This window comes from Allobosea sp. 10N428 (assembly GCF_056394545.1).
In genome coordinates this window covers 26,117-43,408 of record NZ_JBFTIC010000003.1, presented here as the reverse complement: position 1 = coordinate 43,408, position 17,292 = coordinate 26,117, and the positions used below count along the sequence as shown (strand labels likewise).

The 17,292-nt window shown below is 66.8% G+C and carries 13 protein-coding genes and 1 tRNA gene; 5 read left to right on the top strand and 9 right to left on the bottom strand.

The features are described 5' to 3' along the window. The first annotated feature begins 140 nt into the window (after positions 1-140). Entirely contained in the window at positions 141-413 is a 273-nt protein-coding gene (locus tag AC1DDA_RS10415) for a cupin domain-containing protein (protein ID WP_476795698.1), read from the top strand. Between the two features lie 143 nt (positions 414-556). Here AC1DDA_RS10415 and AC1DDA_RS10410 read toward each other — a convergent pair whose 3' ends face one another. Further along, complete coding sequence (locus tag AC1DDA_RS10410; protein WP_476795697.1) at positions 557-1,012, bottom strand: VOC family protein; 456 nt, start codon at positions 1,010-1,012, stop codon at positions 557-559. 58 nt (positions 1,013-1,070) lie between these two features. Here AC1DDA_RS10410 and AC1DDA_RS10405 point away from each other — a divergent pair, with 58 nt between their 5' ends. Next, entirely contained in the window at positions 1,071-1,520 is a 450-nt protein-coding gene (locus AC1DDA_RS10405) for a transposase (protein ID WP_476796183.1), read from the top strand. A 170-nt stretch (positions 1,521-1,690) separates the two neighbouring features. Here AC1DDA_RS10405 and AC1DDA_RS10400 read toward each other — a convergent pair. Both AC1DDA_RS10400 and AC1DDA_RS10395 read right to left on the bottom strand, forming a co-directional pair. After that, positions 1,691-1,764, bottom strand: a tRNA-Gly gene (locus tag AC1DDA_RS10400). Positions 1,765-1,965: 201 nt separating this feature from the next. After that, the gene (locus AC1DDA_RS10395) at positions 1,966-2,994 is read right to left on the bottom strand and encodes a trans-3-hydroxy-L-proline dehydratase (protein WP_476795696.1); all 1,029 of its coding nucleotides are present in this window, start codon (positions 2,992-2,994) and stop codon (positions 1,966-1,968) included. 314 nt (positions 2,995-3,308) lie between these two features. On the opposite strand from AC1DDA_RS10395, the gene AC1DDA_RS10390 reads away from it, so the two are divergent. The 3 genes from AC1DDA_RS10390 to AC1DDA_RS10380 all read left to right on the top strand — a co-directional run bounded on the left by AC1DDA_RS10390 (position 3,309) and on the right by AC1DDA_RS10380 (position 7,040). Then, positions 3,309-4,865 (top strand): methyltransferase regulatory domain-containing protein, encoded by a 1,557-nt coding sequence (locus AC1DDA_RS10390; protein WP_476795695.1) that lies wholly within the window; start codon positions 3,309-3,311, stop codon positions 4,863-4,865. A 65-nt stretch (positions 4,866-4,930) separates the two neighbouring features. After that, a complete protein-coding gene (locus AC1DDA_RS10385; RefSeq protein ID WP_476795694.1) occupies positions 4,931-6,688 on the top strand; it encodes a transposase in 1,758 nt (585 codons plus the stop codon). Between the two features lie 73 nt (positions 6,689-6,761). Continuing rightward, positions 6,762-7,040, top strand: a complete 279-nt coding sequence (locus AC1DDA_RS10380; RefSeq protein WP_476795693.1) for a hypothetical protein — start codon at positions 6,762-6,764, stop codon at positions 7,038-7,040. A gap of 114 nt (positions 7,041-7,154) precedes the next feature. On the opposite strand, the gene AC1DDA_RS10375 is transcribed toward AC1DDA_RS10380, so the two are convergent. The 6 genes from AC1DDA_RS10375 to tssK are packed head-to-tail and all read right to left on the bottom strand — an operon-like array spanning position 7,155 to position 17,150. Next, positions 7,155-9,206 carry a serine/threonine-protein kinase gene (locus tag AC1DDA_RS10375; protein WP_476795692.1) on the bottom strand — a complete coding sequence of 684 codons (2,052 nt, stop codon included), beginning with the start codon at positions 9,204-9,206 and terminating at the stop codon, positions 7,155-7,157. Beyond that, complete coding sequence (locus AC1DDA_RS10370; protein ID WP_476795691.1) at positions 9,203-10,012, bottom strand: PP2C family protein-serine/threonine phosphatase; 810 nt, start codon at positions 10,010-10,012, stop codon at positions 9,203-9,205. Before AC1DDA_RS10370 ends, AC1DDA_RS10375 begins: the two co-directional genes overlap by 4 nt. A 10-nt stretch (positions 10,013-10,022) precedes the next feature. Continuing rightward, positions 10,023-10,730, bottom strand: coding sequence for a type VI secretion system-associated protein TagF (tagF, locus tag AC1DDA_RS10365; protein WP_476795690.1), 708 nt, complete (start codon positions 10,728-10,730; stop codon positions 10,023-10,025). Between the two features lie 4 nt (positions 10,731-10,734). Continuing rightward, positions 10,735-14,361 (bottom strand): type VI secretion system membrane subunit TssM, encoded by a 3,627-nt coding sequence (tssM, locus tag AC1DDA_RS10360; RefSeq protein WP_476795689.1) that lies wholly within the window; start codon positions 14,359-14,361, stop codon positions 10,735-10,737. A gap of 12 nt (positions 14,362-14,373) precedes the next feature. Then, positions 14,374-15,816, bottom strand: a complete 1,443-nt coding sequence (gene tssL, locus AC1DDA_RS10355) for a type VI secretion system protein TssL, long form (RefSeq protein WP_476795688.1) — start codon at positions 15,814-15,816, stop codon at positions 14,374-14,376. After that, complete coding sequence (tssK, locus tag AC1DDA_RS10350) at positions 15,813-17,150, bottom strand: type VI secretion system baseplate subunit TssK (RefSeq protein ID WP_476795687.1); 1,338 nt, start codon at positions 17,148-17,150, stop codon at positions 15,813-15,815. Before tssK ends, tssL begins: the two co-directional genes overlap by 4 nt. Positions 17,151-17,292: the final 142 nt, after the last annotated feature.

The window sequence follows — 17,292 nt, the reverse complement described above, 5'->3', positions numbered from 1 at the left end:
GGAGCGGACGTTTTGGAGACCGCAGTTACGTGGCCTCGTCAGCACGAAGGCCGCGCTTCATAACGGGTTTGACTTCGGCGCAGGAGAAGGCGCGCGATGGCCACGCGGGCCAATTCGGCCCATGTCGGACCGCCGGACCCATGCGTGGCCGGCTCAGGCGTAGATTACGGTGGGGGTTGGAGCGGGTACCGGGAATCGAACCCGGGTATTCAGCTTGGAAGGCGGTAATGCGCCCTGCCCATGTTCAAGTGCCTATCTCAACGCCAATAGATGGCAAGGTCATCATCGCCACTGAAGGCGATATCCTCGTGGCACCGGCCAACGCTCCCCACCGTTTCGAGAACATGGGGCCTGGGCGCTTAGAGATGATTGACATTCACGCCAATCCGACCTTCGTCACGGTATGGCTTTAGGCCGTGTACCCATAAACTTGGTTGCATGACGCGACGATGGCCATGCCTGCTTTGCTCACAAAGCGAATGAGGTCGTGCGGCACTGCAATATGTCGCGAAAGGCCAATAGCGGAAGTGGCGAGTTATTCGATCAGCTCGTCGGTTCAGCCGTAAGCAACTCCCGGATTGCTTTGCCCAACTTCTATAATATAGCCATCAGGATCGCGAATGTAGCAGCGCGTCTCGCCGTACTTGGGCTTTGGCTCCGTGATGAACTCGGCTCCTCGACTTCGCCAAAGGTCATAACACGCTTGAATATCTGCAACGCGGATATTCATAAAGCTGCTGACCAAATCGGGATTGGCGGGGACACTGAGCGTTACCGATGGTTTGTCGGGTGTCGGACCGCCCCCGGGGTTAACGAGGAGCCACGTGTTCGCGATCTGGATGTACCCCGGCGCGCCGCTGCTGTCGCCTCTGCTCAGAATGCGACCTCCGAAGACCGTTTCGTAAAATCGCAGCGATCGCTCGACGTCGGCGACGGTAAGAAAGTGCGCTACGGTAAACCCATCCTGCGGCGGCATCTGATAGGTTTTCTTCTCGACTTGTACCTGGCTCATAGACGACCTCCAATTCGGATTTAATATTTCTCCGTTCGCCAGAGGCAGTGTGCAGGACTTGGTCCCGCGCTCGCTATTGAGATACGCCCGTATAAATGGGCCGCATTTGCCCCGCCGCAAGCCAGGCAAGCCAAGCGTCGATGACCGGCGGGTGATCAGCGGGATCCTTCACATCCTGACGACGGGTGGACGCTGGCGCGACGTGCCGCCCGCGTCAGTATGGCCAGGTCCTACCCTTCTGCGACCTTCGGAACGTCTGCTCAGGGGCGAGATCCCGCCTACCTTTCAGGAGCCGGTCGATGTCGCGCGAGGCGGGCACGCGTCACCGAACTTCTTGGGCGCACTGAGGAGGCGGAAACCCTTCCAAGTCAGATGCTTAAAGAGGCCTCGGTGGTCTTTGCTACCAAATGCCGGTGTGAAGCCCGCCAATAGTTGGGCTCATCCAGGGACACGGCCGAGACTCACTCGAACGCTCGCGGCGTGCCATGTTGCCGCGATTCATAAATAGTTGATCGAATCCTCAAGCTGCCGAACCATCGGATGGGCAGTCTGAAGCCAAGCTGGATCCGGTGGTTGGCACGAAGTCGGGCCGGCTACGGCGCTATTGAGGGCGCGCCGGCCCGCCATCGCACGAGCCACCTTACTGTTCAGACAAGTGATGAGATTGCCAGAGAATGATGGAGCGGGCGGAGGGAATCGAACCCTCATAGCTAGCTTGGAAGGCTAGTGCTTTACCACTAAGCTACGCCCGCGCGTCTCAGACGCCTTATCAAACCCCCGACAGCGCTGCTAGCCCAAATCTGGCCACCTCGTCAGCCTGAACGTTTTTGGAGGTGGCGCATCAAGGCTGCTGCTCTACCATTGAGCTACACCCGCATCGGCCGCCAAATTCCCCATCGCACCGGCAGGTGTCAAGGGCCGCTGCGCCGTTTCGGAGCTGGAACATCCGTCTGTCAGAGTTTCGGCCAGGTATCGGACAGGCGATAGCCGGCGGGCCAGGGGTCGTCGGGATCAAGCATGAGCTGGGAGGTGCCGGTCACCCATGCGCTGCCGGTGATTCGCGGGACGATCGCCGGTGTATCGCCGATGCGCGTCAGGCTCTCGATTGCGCAGTCGAAGCGGGAGCCGATGATCGACAAACCGGCGAAGGGCTCGCCGACGCCCAATTGTCCGCGCGCATGGAGCACGGCCATCCGCGCCGAGCAGCCTGTGCCGGTCGGCGAGCGGTCGATCTTCCCGGGGCGGATCGCCACCGCATTGCGGCCGGTCAGGAGGCCATCGATGCGTTCGACCGGGGCGGCGAACTGGCAGAAGGAAATGTGATCCCACGCCGTATCGCCCGGATGGGTGAAGCCGAGCTGCTCGTTGGCTGCGCGGGTGATCTTCATGCCGGTCTCGGCGATCTCGCGGGCTTCGTCGGGAGCGAGCGCGAAGCCGAGGCGCGCTGCGTCGACGATGACGAAGCTGTCCCCGCCATAGGCGATGTCCACGGTAAGCGTGCCGAGGCCGGCGACCTCGATGGTCGCGTCGAGGCGCGCGGCGAAGGAGGGCACGTTGCGCAGGCTGATCGCCTCGGCCTTGCCATTGCGGCAGGTGGCGCGGATCTCGATCAGCCCGGCCGGCGCCTCCAGCACGATGTCGGTGTGCGGCTCCCGCATCGGCAGGATGCCGGTATCGAGCAGCACGGTCGCGACGCAGATCGCGTTGGAGCCCGACATCGGCGGCGTGTCGGCCGGCTCCATGATGATCCAGCCCATCTGGGCGCGCGCGTCTTTGGGCGGAACGAGTAGGTTCACATGACGGAAGACGCCGCCGCGCGGCTCGTTGAGCATGAAGTTCCGCAAGGTTTCGTCGGACGCGATGAAGCGCGACTGTTCCCAGATCGTGTCGCCCGGCGGAGGCCGCACGCCGCCGACGATGACGTCTCCGACCTCGCCCGCGGCGTGGCAGCCGACGACATGGATGATCTTCTGGCTGCGCATCGATGGACCCGGAAGGGATGGACGTGTCCCGACAGCCTAGTCAGTCCGGTCGCTTTGCAGAAGCCGAAGTTGCAGCCGCCCTCTGATATCGCCCATGGCCGGCCGAACTCAAATCGGCATGATCTGCCTTTGCTTGCACCGATGTTCTGAGGCTTCGACTCAGCTTCGTGCCAGCCCTCGGGGTCGAATTGGCTTCTTGGCTGCCGTGCCGCGCCGCAGGCCCGCCGCCGATGGCTTGGCCGCTCCTTCAAATGGATGAGGCATCCGAAAGGCGGCTGGGCTGGAATGGGCGGAATGCAGCCGGGCGAGCGGCCATGACGAACGCTTCAGCGATCAACCCCTATGATGCGGTGGCCTATCCCGGCCATTCATTCTCGCAGACCCATCCGGCCAGGCTGGCGACCATCGCGCATTTCCACGGCATGAGTCCGGCGTTGCCATCGGAGATGCGCGTGCTGGAACTGGGCTGCGGGCGGGGCGGCAACCTGATCCCGATGGCGGCGCAATATCCGCGGAGCCGATTCCTCGGCATCGACCTCAGCGGGGATTCGATCCGGCAGGCGAACGCCAATGCAGCAGAGCTCGGCCTGTCGAATGTCACGTTCCGGCAGGAGGACATCCTGGAGCTGACAGCCGACCTAGGGCGCTTCGATTACATCATCGTCCATGGCGTCTATTCCTGGGTGCCCGATCCGGTGCGGGAGCGGATCGTCGCGCTGTTCGGCGAACTGCTGGCGCCGCAAGGCGTCGCCTATGTCAGCTACAACGCGCTGCCGGGCTGCCGCCTGCGCGATCTGGCGCGGGATGTCATGCTTTATGCGGTCCGCGATATCGACGAGCCGCGCGAGCGGGTGCGGGTGGCGCGCGCGGCGCTCAAGGACGTCGCCGAAGCCAGCGATCCCGACAGCTATCATGGCGCGGCGCTGCGCCAGCGCCTGAAGCAGATCGACGAGCTGCCTGACAATGTCTTCTATCATGACGACCTGAACGCCGGGGCGCGGGCTTTTGCGCTGCACGAGGTCCTTTCCGCCGCCGGGCGGCATGGGCTGCAATTTCTGGCGGAAGCGTCGTTCCCGAACCTCTATGGAGCCGCCAAGGGGCCTGCCCAGCAGCTCCTGGCGCAAATCCCGATCGAGGAGGCGGCGCTGCGCGAGCAGATGCTCGACCTGCTGATCGGCCGCGCCTTCCGCGAGACGCTGCTCTGCCGCACCGAGCTGCCCTTGCGGCGTGGCATCCGCGCCGATGCGCTGCGGTCTTACTACCTCGCGGCCAATGCGCGGGTGGCCCAGCAGGCGACGGAGGAGGCAAGGCCGGGCGTCGAGCGTTTCGAGTTCGACGAGGGCGTGCGGCTTTCGGTCGATCTGCCGCTTTGCAAGGCGGCGCTCGGCGTCATGAGCGCGATCTGGCCGGCCAGCATCGCCTGGGAGGAGCTGGTCGCGCGCTCCTGCCGCGAGGCGGCCGGCGAACTCGGTCCCGATCTCGATCACGAGGTGGAGCGGCTGGACGAGGCGCTGATCGCCATCTTCAAGGCGGGGCTGCTCGACATCCGGCTGGAACCGCCGGCGCTGACGACGGAGATCAGCGAGAAGCCCGCCGCCAGCGACATCGCGCGCTGGCAGGCGTCGAGCGCCCTGGAGGTCACGGATCTGCGCCACCGCACCGTGCAGCTCGACAGCCTCGTCGTCAGAAAGTTCGTCAGTCTGCTCGACGGCTCGCGTGACCAGCGCATGCTGCTCGACGACATCAACGCCTTCCTGGCCGAGACCAGGGCTGCCGGCATCGCGGTCACCAACCTGCCGGAGCGGGCGACGGCGGCGGAGGTGGCAATGCATTTGAAGGATGTCGCCCGCCTCGCATTGCTGCGCGCTTGAGGATTGTTGCCCCGCGATACCGGGCGTAACCTTGCGTCACGGACGATGAGGCGCGGACCATCGGGATGAGCGAGCGCTTCCGGCAATTCCAGGCGCTGTTTCCGGAGGAGGCCTGCCTCGCCGAGCTGATGCGCCTGCGCCATGGCGGGACGATCATGGCCTGCCCTGCCTGTGGGCGCGGTGCCTCGTTCGAGATGCGACTGAGGCTGCGGGGCTTCGCCTGCAACCACTGCCATTACCTGATTCATCCCGCCGACGGCACGCCGATGGAGAGCCGGCGCACGCCTCTGCAGCTCTGGTTCTTCGCCTTGAAGACCGTGGCCGAGCAGCCCGGCGCCAGTGCGGCTGCGGCGATCGCGCGGGAGGCGGGCGTGCCGCAACTGACGGCGCAGCGGCTCGTCGACCAACTTTCGGCGCTCGGCGAACGCAGCGATGCGGCCTGGTTCGCAAATCTGCGCCGCTCGGTCAGCAATGGCACGGGCTCGCCAATGGATAAGCTGGTTCGCGCCCAGCCAGCAGCACCGCCGGTCATCGCATCGCTTGGGAAGGCGGGCTCTGCCAAGCCCACCGGACCGGCCGCAAAGGCGCAGTCATCGGTTTCGGCGCCTGCTTCGGCTGTTGGTTCGCCAGCGCTTGCAGTGAAGAAGTCTCTTTCGCCTGAAGGAGAACCCGCCCAGGCTCCGGCGCCGAGGAAGGGTCTTTCCCGAGGCGTGGCGATCGCTGCCGTGGGAGGCGGCATCGCCTGTATCGCGGCAGCGGTGCTCGGCCTCGCCTATGTGCGTTTGCAGCAGCCGGAGCGGCCGTTGCAGGCCGCGACGGAGGATGTCGCGGCGACGGATGCTCCCGCCCTTAAGGATGGCCCGGCCCGGCCTTCGCTCATCCTGTCCTCGGTCGAGCAGGATTTGGAGGGCGCCCGGCAGGCGGCTCAGTTCGCGCTCGACAACGATCCGTCGTTGGCCGCGATCAAGCCGCAGGAGGATGAGCCGACCCAGCAGGTACCGGTCAATCAGCTGCAACTGCCGTCGAATATTCTGCTGGTGCCCCCGAAGATGCAGGGCGCGCCGACGGGGCCGGTCACGCCCAGCGGCGCCCCGCAACCGCCACCGCAGATTTCCAGCGGCGATCCCGACCAGATCCTGACCTTCGGGCCGATCAAGATCCGCCGGCATCTGGTCGATACGATCGTGCGCGCGAGCAGGATTGCCGGTGCCGATCCGACATTGCTGATGGCGGTGGCCGACAAGGAATCCTCCTTCTCGACGGCCGTGAAGGCTCAGACCTCCTCGGCGACGGGGCTCTATCAATTCATCGAGCAGACCTGGCTCGGCGTGATCTCCGAATTCGGCGCCAAGCACGGGCTCGTTTCGGAAGCGAAGCTGATCGGGCGCTCCGGCCGGCAGTTCTTCGTCTCCGACGGGGCGCAGCGCCAACGCATCCTCGATATGCGGCGCGAGCCCTATATCTCGGCGCTGCTGGCCGCGGAGATGCTCAAGCGCGACACGTTGCGGCTCGAGCGGGCCATGGGGCGCCATCTCACCGGCGGCGAGATCTACCTCATCCACTTTCTCGGCCCGGACGCGGCGCAGACCTTCATCGAGACGATGGAGGAGACGCCGGGCGTCAAGGCGGCGGAACTGCTGCCCAAACCCGCCCAGGCCAATCGGCCGATCTTCTATGCCGATGCCGGCGGCGAGACCAAGACGCTCTCGGTCTCCGAGGTCCACAAGAAGTTCAATGACATGATCAAGGTCAGGCTCGATCGTTACAGCGCGGTCAGGCCGAGCATGGGGCCGGGGCTGGCGCGCCCGCAGCCGAAGAAATGACGTGTTTCGCCGCGCGCGATCCCGCCTGCGGCCATTCCCTCCCACCTCGGGAGGCCTCGAAAGGAGAAAGCTCATGCCGGCGAACCGTTTCGAGCAGGTCGACGCGCCGCAGGCCGATGCGATCACGCTCAGCCTGAGCGAGCGCGGCGGCGAGGCGTTCGGCCAGGTGCTCTGTCCGGCAGCGCTGGCGGCCGGGCATCTGGTCAATGATTTCGTCAGTGACGAATTGTCGGCGAAAGACGCCTTCCGCACGGCGATCCGCCTCGCCAACGAACTGCGGGCGCCGATCGTCGTCGCGGATGCCGACGGCATCTGGCAGGACGAGTGGGGTGTGCTCTATCGGGAGGAGTGACGGAGAGGTGCGCCGGACATGCTCCGTCACGCTCGGGCTCGACCCGAGCATCTCCTGCAAGCGATTCTGGAGTCTGCGCTTCGATCCGCCCGAGAATGACGCTTCGCCCGGAACCTACTCGATTCGGAAATACTTGATGGCGAGGCCGAGCTTGCCGGTCTGCCGGGCCAAATCGAGCTTGAGATTGGCGAAGAATTCGCTGGCCGGCGCCGGGTTGGGGCCGGAGAGCGCCGGCAGGGGCTCCTGGCTGACGAGCGCGAGCACGGTCTGCGGGCGCGCCGCGCCGCCGGTCGATTCGAGCTTGAGGTTGAAGGTGACCTTGCCGCCTTCGCGCTTCATGAAGCTCTCGAGATTGTAGACCAGCCCGTCGTCGCCGATCAGCACGACATCGAGGTTCTGGCCGCCACCGGCATCGACCGAGCCGTTGAGGACATCGCCGCTCTTCATGTTGAAGGCGCCGATCTGTAGGCGGGGGCTGCGATCGATCCCGATGCCGGGCTGGCGCAGGAAATCGACCATCGGGCATTGAGCGCTGGTGACCGGGCGCAGGTTGATCTGGGCCTCGAAGCCCTGTGCGGCCTTGAAGGCGTTGTCGAAGGCGATGAAGGGTGCCGCGGCGCTGCCGAAGCCTTCCAGCGTCGCCCTGCGGTCGCCGATCTCCTGCGGCCAGAGGAAGAAGCAGGGGCCGCCGTCATAATCGCGAACGTAGCGCTCGACGCGTTCGGCGGGCGTGCGTGGCTCGGGCTCCCGGGCCATAGCTGGCTGGGCTTGCGAAGCCGGCGGATTCGCGGGCGGGATGGAAGGCGGGGGCGGCATGACCGTGGCTTGGGGCTTCTCGGCGGGCTTCGCCTCGGGCAGCGGCGGCTTGACGGCAGGCTCGGCAGCGGGCGGGCGCAAAGGCCGCGCTGCTTCGACGTTGGTTGCGGTCTGCGGCGTTCCAGTATTCTGCGGCGGCGGTGCGGCAGGCGGTGGCGTCGCAGGCGGTGCAAGGGCCGGTGCGGCAGGGGGCTGGGTAATGGTGCTGGCGGCGGTTGCGGATTGCGGCGGCGGCACAGCCGGAGCTTCCGCCAGAGGTGGCACGCTATTGCTGGCGGCGGTGCCGTCGGCGGTCGAAGACGGCTGCTCGGACAGGGAAGGCGGGGCGGCCTGCTGCAGTCGCGCCGTCTGGGCCGCCTGGTCGGCCCGCAGCGTGCTCCTGGCATAGAAGCCGCCGCCCGCCAGCAACGCCAGCACCCCGACGCCCGCGACGAGCGCCAACGGCGAGCGCGCCTTCCCGGTTGTGCCGGATGAGGCTGCGGTCCTCTTTCCTGATGCAGGAGAGTGCCAGGCCGCGACCTCCGCCATGTCGGCCGGGCGGTCCTTCGGATCGGGCGCCAGCATGCGCGCGAGCAGCGGACGCAGGCGTGCATCGACGCCCGAGAGATCGGGCAGGCGGCGGCGCTTGTCGAGGATGTCGACCTGGGAGCCGCCCATATCGACGGCGCGGCCGGTCACGGCCTGCGCCAGCACCAGCGCGAAGGAATACATGTCCGAACGACCGGTGATCTCGCCGCCGTAAAGGCCGAGCTGTTCGGGCGAGACATAGTTGTATTTGCCGGCGAAGCCGGAGCCGATGACCGTGCCTTCGCCGAGGATGCTCGAACGGGCGATGCCGAAATCGATGATCTTGGCACGGGAGGGATCGCCGCCGGGCAGGATGATGTTGTCCGGCGAGATGTCGCGGTGGACGATGCCGAGACGATGGGCGGCATGCAGCCCCGGCGCGACGCGCTGGCGCAGGATGTCGGCTTCCTCCAGCGTCAGCGGCCGCTCCTTGATGCGCTCGGAGAGCGGCTGGCCGTCAACGAATTCCATCGCCAGATAGGGCGTCTCCGATGCGGGGTCGATGGCGAAGACGTAATAGCGGACGATCGCTTCGTTATAGAGGTTGTGCAGGGCCGCGGCCTCGCGCCGGAACAGGGCGATCACGGCCTCGTCGCGCGCCATGTCGGGCCGAATCATCTTGATCGCGACCGCGTCGCCGGTCTGGATGGCGCGGCCGCGATAGACCTCGCCCATGCCGCCGACCGCGATCAGGCTCTCGATCTCGTAGATGCCATTGAGCCGCGTGCCGATGCGGGCATTCGCGCGCGGCGCGAAGACGGTGCGCTCGGAGTCATCGCTCATGGCGTGGTGCTCCCTGGCGTGCCGGCGCCCTGCACGCGCCGGTTTGGCATCCAGAGGGTCCTCTCTGGCGTGCCCTGCCGATAGCGGACGATGACGATCGTGACGTTGTCGTGCGCGCCACGTTCGAGCGTCAGCGCGAGCAGGGCGTCGCAGGCGGCCTGCGCCCCGCCGGCCTTTACGGCCTGCAGGATCTCTCCGTCGGCGACATGCTCGGTCAAGCCATCCGAGCAGAGGACGAAGGCGTCGCCATCGGCGATCTCGCCGTTTTCCAGATCGAGCTCGGGGCGGTCATGGACGCCGATCGCATGGGTGATGACATGGCGGCGCGGCGAGCGCTTGGCTTCGTCGGGTGTCAGCAGGCCACGGTCGACCATGTCCTGCACCTCGGTGTGATCCCGCGAGACCTGCGCGATATGTCCGCCGCGGACGAGGTAGATCCGGCTATCGCCCGACCAGAGGCAGGCGAAGTGGCTGTGGTGGATGAGCAGCGCGACAAGGGTTGTGCCCATTGTCGCTCCGCGCCGATGGATCTCTTCGCGAAGGGTCTGGTTGGCCTTGAGCACGCTGCCTTCCAGCATGGCGAGCAGATCGGGCGCCGAGCTGGCCGTTCCGACCGCTTCCAGCGCCCCGACCACGGTCGCGCTGGCGAGCGCGCCATTTTCGTGGCCGCCCATGCCATCAGCCACGGCCCAGAGGCCGATTTCGGGGCGGAGGATGAAGTTGTCTTCGTTGGCCTTGCGCACCTTGCCGGTGTGGCTGATGCAGCCGGTCTCGAAATCGGGGGCCTCGCGCGGGGTGTCGATCATGGCGCAACCCTCATGAGTCGATGCGCTCGGGTTGGAGATGGGCATCGAAGCGGCCGGTCAGCAAGCCTGAAAACAGATAGGGGTCGGGCAGGGACTGTCCCGTCAGCGCCAGCGGCTCGAAATTCGGCCCGCCTACCGTCCAGAGATAGCAGGCATGGGCATAGGCCCGGGCGTGGTCCTCGACGCGTAGCGCCGCCAGCCGCTCCGGGAAGCCCGACGCTGTCGCGGCGCTGACGATGGTGCCGTCCGAGAGGCGCACCATGTCCTGCGGCGGGGCGGCGAGGAGGTGGTCATGTGGGACGGGCAGGGCGGTCAGCCGCTGCGCCACGGCTTCGTAGCTGGCACCTGGATCGAGCGCCTGCAGCAGGAAATCCTCGACCGCCTCGAACCATTGGTCCTGCGGGTCGAGCTCCGGGGGCGGGATGGCGGCACCGGGGCTGGCGGCGGCGAGGACGGTCAGCGGGAAATAGCGTCCGACGCCGTCGACGGAGGGCATGAAGGCGCCCGCCACCGTCTGCCCGCCATGGGCGCCGCCGAGCCAGAATCGCCAGATCGGTGCGTTGAGATAGGCGTCCTGCCAGCGATTGCCGAGTTCGAGACGGCTCGCCGTCAGGCCGCCTTGCAGCCATTTCTCGTAAGTCGCGAGAAAGCCGGAGGGAGCGTTCAGCGCAATGAAATCGCGCTTGGCCGGGAGCTTGCCGAAGAGGCCGCAGGTCACCCTGTCAGATCCCCGAAGGGCAGCGGATTTCCCGCAGCGCCGGCAGGATCAGCGGGTTCTTGAGCGAGCCGACGCCGAAGGAATAGCCGACCTGCCGGCCGCCGGCAGCGAGCGTGAAGCCGACATTGTCGCCCTGCTTCAGCACCGAGCCGGTATCGAGCAGGCGGAAGAAGGACCAAGTGCCATCCTTCTCGAAGAGCTTGGCCTCGCCTTGCGTGCCGCCTTGCTGGCCGGAGGAGAAGAAGGCGCCACCGAACATGCCGCCGGAATTGTTGCTGCCGCCGCCGAGCGTCAGCGTCACCGACGTCTTGCCGACGCCGCCGCCCGGCCACATCACCGGGGCCGGCGTGTTGACGCCCTGCTGGCTGGTCACGGTGAAGCCGTTGATCTCGAGCTTGGCGCTGGAGGCATCGGCCGAGAGCGCCGTCGGTGTCACCACCATCTGGAAGGAGGGCAGGTTGCCGCCCGTCGGGAAGAAGGCCTCCTTGATTTCGCCGGCACGCTGGAATTCGCGCAGCGTCGTCGGCGAAAGGGCGCGGGCGATGCGGCTGTCGACGCGCCAGCTCCATTGCGGCTTGGAGGTGTCGACGAAGGGCTCCAGCCGCTCCTTGTAGAACTTGTCCATGATCTGGCCGGGCGCGAAGAGCCGGGCGAAATCGGCGAGCGGCACGTCGCGGGTGCTGGCCTTGGTGAAGGGATAGCGGTTGGTGACGATCTCGTTGCAGACGCCGGTGACCTGCTCGGCCAAAGCCTGCCTGAGCAGCGCGACGGTGGCGCCGCTGGCATCGCCCTCGAAATCGTTCACCGCCTGGCTGATCATGCCGTCGAAGGGGGCGGGGTACCGCGAGGAATTGGCGCGCAGGGTCGCGATCAGCGGGACGAGCGCCGCATTGGCCGCCGCCGACTGCGCCGGGTTGGTCGCGGCGATGGCGAGGTTCTGGCTGATCTCCGAGAAGGTCTGGAGGAGCTGGTCCACCGGCCGGCGCCCGAGATCGCCGTCGACCAGGACGTGATAGGGCTTGAACTGGCTCTCGATATCGGCGCCGAGCGAGACGTCATTGCCACCGGCGAGCACGCGATCGACGCTGGCGGACGCCATCGGCAGGTTGGTGCCGAGCCGACCCAGCGCCTGGCTGGCGCGCTCGTCGAGGGACTGCGCCACGTTTTTTGCGGCCGTCTGCGCCACGGCCTTCTTCGCGTTCGGGCGCTCCTTGGTGAGCTGGGTCTCGTCGCGCAGCGATTCGAGGAGCTGCTTGAAGGGCGAGGTCGCGGCCGAGATGGCGCTGAGCGCGACATAGCGCGGCTTGTCGGCGTTGAGCGGTCGCAGCTTCAACCGCCGCAGCGTCTTCTGCCAGGTCGCGACATAGTCGCGGCTGTAGAGCTTCATCAGGTCCTGGAACAGCGTGGCATATTGGGCGGTGATCGCCTGCTGGTCGACATTCTCGCCCAGCACCCAGCGCTCCTTCTCGATGCGGTCGCCGATATCGCCGAGCCGGCCGATGAAGGCGTTCTGGAAGCCGTCATAGGTATAGAAATAGGGCACGCGGATCTGGTCGAGATCCTCGCCGCTGACGCCTTCGAAGACCAAGCGGACGTCGGAGCCGCCGCGCTGCGAGACGACCCAGTCTTTCGCGCTGTCGCTGCGGGCCTGCGTCCTGAGCAGTTCATAGGCGCGCTCGGCGATGCTGAGGCGGCGCAAGGTGCGCTGGCTCTGCTCGATCAGCGACTGGTTGAGCTTGACCATCGACTCGGTGTCGCCCTCGTCGAGATCGAGCATGGCGGTCAGGTGTTCCTCCAGCGCCTCGCGGCCCTTGGCGTTTGCGGGGCCGGGGAAGAGGTTCTCGGCCCAGTCGAGCCGCATCCAGGAGGTGACGAGGTCGCGGTCCAGCTTCGCCTGGCCGCCGATCATCATGTAGACCTTGAGCGCCTCGTAGACGAAGCCGGGATTGTTGGCCTGCTGCTCGAGCTGCTCCTCCAGGCGGAAGATGATGCGCGGTCGCAGCATCCGCTCCAGCGCCTGCTGATAGGTGATCTCGGCCGCGTTCTGCAGGCGCTCGCGCTGGCTGAGCCCGAAGGTGGCGAGCGTCGGCGTCGGCTCGTCCTGCGTCGCATAGCCGGCCGGCATATTCCTGAGCTTGTGCAGCAGCGGCAGGATGCGGCTGAAATTGCGGTCGGAGATCGTGGTTTCCTGCAGCACAGGCGCGGCGGCGCTGCGATAATCCGAGAGGCCGTAATTGGTCGCGGTGATCAAGTCGCTGTTGCGGGAGAAGCTGGCCCACCACAGGCCGAGAGCGGCGAGCGAGAGAAGCGCGACCGTCGCGAAGCCGGCGATGCGCAGCGCGGTCGAGCGGCGGGCGGCGCCGAGATCGGTCGAGACCCAGCCGGATTCGCCGATCACCACCTTCTGGATCAGCTCGGTCAGGAAATAGCTCTTGCCCTTGCCGGAGAAGGCGGCCGCGCCGGCATGATCAGAGCCGAAATTGCGCGAGAGCGCGCCGATCAGCTGGTCGATCGGCGTGCCCTCTTGCGTGCCCGAGGTGAAGTAGAAGCCGCGCAGCGTGGCATTGGCGTGGTAGCGCGTCGGCTCGAAGACGCGGGTGAGGAAGTCGACGATCGAGCGTTTCAGCGTCGCCATCTGGCTCGGGAAGCCGAAGATCTGGGCGCGCGAGGTCGGGTTGTGCTCGTCCTGCAAACGGTCGGGCAGGCGCTCGTTCAATCGCTCGATCAGCGCGTCGTATTCCGGCGGCACATCACCGATCATGTTGCGGGTCTTGTCGGCGGTCTGGAAGGTGTGGCCCCAGACCATGCGCCGCTGTGGCTCGGTCAGAGCGCCGAAGAACTCGTTGAAGCCGGCGATCAGGTCGGCCTTGGTGAAGACGGCATAGACCGGGAAATCGACCTTCAGGCGCTCGTGCAGTTCGAGCAGGCGGGCGCGGATCGCGTCGGCATGGGCGGCGATCTCTTCCGGCGATGAGGTCAGCAGGTCCTCGACGCTGATCGCCACAAGCACGCCGTTGATTGGCTGGCGCGGGCGGTTGGTCTTGAGCAGGTCGAGGAAGGCGAACCAGCTCGTCTTCTCGGCCTTGGTGTCGGTGTCCTGCGTGGTGTAGCGGCCGGCGGTGTCGATCAGCACCGCATCCTCGGCGAACCACCAGTCGCAATAGCGCGTGCCGCCGGACCCGGCGACGGCGGCCGGCGTCGCGCCGCGTGCCAACGGGAATTTGAGCCCCGAATTGACCAGCGCCGTCGTCTTGCCGGCGCCGGGCGGCCCGATGATGACGTACCATGGCAGGTCGTAGAGATAGTCCCCGCCCTTGCCGCGCGCGCTCTTCAGCGTCGCGAGCGCATCCTTCATCGCACTGGAGAGGGCAGCGCCGTCGCCGGTCGTCTCCTCCTTTTCCAGCGCCTCGATCAGCGCCGCGGTGGCCTTGCGGCGGCGGATGACGATGACGGCGATCCAAGCGAGCGCGCCGACGAGCAGCAGCACGGCGATCGGCATCCGGACCCAGGAGGACTCGAAGGGCCTGACCTCGCCGAAGGCGAGGAAGGGGCCGCCGAACCAGATCAGCGCTGCAAGCGCGAGCGCGCCGATCAGGATGGCGAGGATGCGGAGCCAGGTGGCGAGATTCATTGTCCTGCCTCCCTAGTTCTGACGCTGGATCAGGATTTCGACGCGCCGGTTCTGGGCACGGCCGGCGGGGGTGGCATTCGGCGCGATCGGCGTGTCCGCGCCCTTGCCCTCGAAGCCGATGCGGTCGGGCTTGCTGAGCTTGGTTGTCAGCGTGTCGCCGACCGCCTTGGCGCGGGCCTGCGAGAGTTCGACATTCGACGGGAAGCGGGCGGTGCGGATCGGCACGTTGTCGGTGTGGCCGACGACCTTCACCGCGCCGCCCTCCTGCTCCAGCACGGCGGCGATGCGCTCGATCAAGGGCTGGAACTCGGCGCGCACGGCAGCCTGTCCGGGCTCGAACAGGGTGATGCCGGTCAGGCGGACGATGACGACGTTCGGCGTCACCAGGCAGACGATCGGCGGCTGCACCGCGGCGCAAACCTTGGGAGGCTGCGGCGGCGGTGGCGGGGGAGGCGGCGGGGCCGAGAAGACCTTGCGTATGATCCCGACTTCGCCGGTCGGATGGACCGAGAGCAGGGCGGTCGAGGCCGCCTCGGCATTGCCGGAGAGCAGGGCGCGGAAGACGAAATAGACGCCGAGCAGGGCGACGGCCGCGATCGCCGCCACCGACCAGACCGGGATCTTGAAGCCCGCCACGGTCGCTGCGATCGCCTGTCCCCGCCAGCGTGGCGAGAGCTCGGGATCGGGCTGCTTCACCCGGCGCAGTGTCTCGAAGAGGTTGCGCTGGATCATCTGCAGGTTGTTGGCGCCGCCCGAGGACGTCCGATGGATACCCTGGAAACCCAGCGCCAGGCAGGCATGCATCAGTTCCAGCAGGTCGTAATTGACCGACGGATCGGCCTTGGCCTTGTCGAGCATCTCGAAGAAGCGCACGCCGCCGATACGCTCGCCGAAGAAACGCGAGAGCATGCTGTACTGCGTCCAGACGTGGCGGTCGTCGCCGGGGATGTTCTGGACGATGTCGTCGGCGGTTGCAGCCAGCACATATTTCGCGGTCTGCGCCGTCTCGGCCGAAACACCGGCGGCCCGGACCTCATGCTCGAAGGCCTCGATGGAATCGCCGACCTGGCCGAGGAGCTGGGCGAAGGGCGCGTTGGAGAGGTTCGCCCGCATTCGTCCGAGCAGAAGCAGCAGCGGGCCTGCGGCGCGCAGCAGCGGATTGGCGTTGGGCGTCAGCAACTGCTCGCGGCGCGGCAGGGCCTGTTCGCTACCCGAAGGCGCCGGCGCCTGTGGGCGCTGCGGGATCGGCGCCGGCTGCGACATCCACTCGTCGCCGCCGCCGGGCACGCCGGGCGAGGGCAGTTGCGGCGGCTGATAGGGCTGGGGTGCCGGCGGCGGGCCCGGCGCGGGCGCGGCAGGAGCGGGCGGCAGGGGCGCGCGGCGCCCGCCGGGGTTCGGCCGGATGATGGTCCGCTCGGAACGGCCGAACGGGTCGGACGAACCGTCGTTGCTCATCGCCTGCCCTCCAGAACGGCCCAGAGCTCGAGCTCGAGATCGGGCCAGTCACCGGAAAAATGCATGCCGATCGAACTCGCCGTACTGAACTCCGGCCAGAGCGGCGAGGTGCGGTCGAGGTAGAAGTATACATGATCCGTGAGCGCGCGGATCTGTGGCGGCGGCGTCGGCAGATGGACGAGGTTGATGCCCGGCAGATGGGCATGGACGATCTCGTTCATCTTGGTGTTGGGGCCGACCTTGAAGAGCTGCGGGAACTGCGCCTGGATCTCGGTCAGCGGTCGGCGCGCCGCGACTTCCAGCACCAGCGTCGCGTTGCGCACGAGGCTGCGGTCGCGGATCGTCGACATGAAGGCGTTCTGCGCGCGTTCGACGATCTCCAGCCGGATGGCGCGGCGGCCGAGATTGGCCGAGAGGAAGTCCTGGATGTCGCGCACCACCGGAGCAAAGCAGTTCTCCAGGTCGTCGTGATCATAGGCCGGGTAGTCGCGGGCGCGGCGCTCGGCCGTGGTGAAGGTCGCCAGTTCGCCGGCCAGCGCGAGGAAGGTCGTGAACAGCCGCTCGGGATGGACGAAGCGCGAGCGGCGCATATGCCTGAGCACCGGGATATTGCGATTGAGAAGCTGGAGCACGAAGTAGTCGGCGCTCTGCAGGCCGCCGCCGGCGGTCGGGTCGGCGGCGTAGCGGGCGAGTTCCTCCAGCTTGTTGTCGATCCAGCCGATGACACGGTCGAGCCAGCCCTCGATCACCGGATAGGCCGAGCAGATCAGCACCGGCGGGGCGAATTTCTCATCGAAGAGCACGGCGCGGTCGCGCACTTCGAGGATGCGGCCGAGCGCCAGGCCGACATAACCGGCCTTGGACGTCTTGCGCAGCTCCAGCGTCAGGCGCGGATGGGCGACGTCGATCTCCTCCTCGGTCCGCAGCGAGGCGGTGGAATCGATCAGCATCTCGTTCGCCGGGACATAGCGGCTGGCCGAGCCGTTCAAGGCATCCTCGACCTCGCGCGTATTGGCGGCGGCGAGCGGCAGCGAGAGCCAGACGAGCTGGCCGGCGGCGTTCTCCGGCACCTCGATCGCGGCCGGAAGCGGGCTGTTGTCCGGCATGGCGAAGGGCGTGCCGTCCGGCATCACGCCGACCGCGCGGCGCAGGCCGACGCGGCTCTGCTGGGCGAGGTCGCGGTCGATCTCCAGCGCCGAGAAGCCCCATGGATAGGGCGTGATGGTCCTGACGCGGCTTTCCAGCAAATTCTCGAGGTAACGATCGCTCTGCTGGAAGTGATGCGGCCTAAGGAACAGCCCCTCCGACCAGACGACCTTGCTGTACCACGACATTCCGGTCTCGCTCACTCGAAGGCAGGCATGGCGAGTTTATCCGGGCGATAACCCAGCGTCACCAAGGGAATGCTAGCGCGCCCGCGCGCCGGCCGCCGTCATTGACTTGAAGGATGCGGCGTCGGGAAATTCGGCGCAGTGC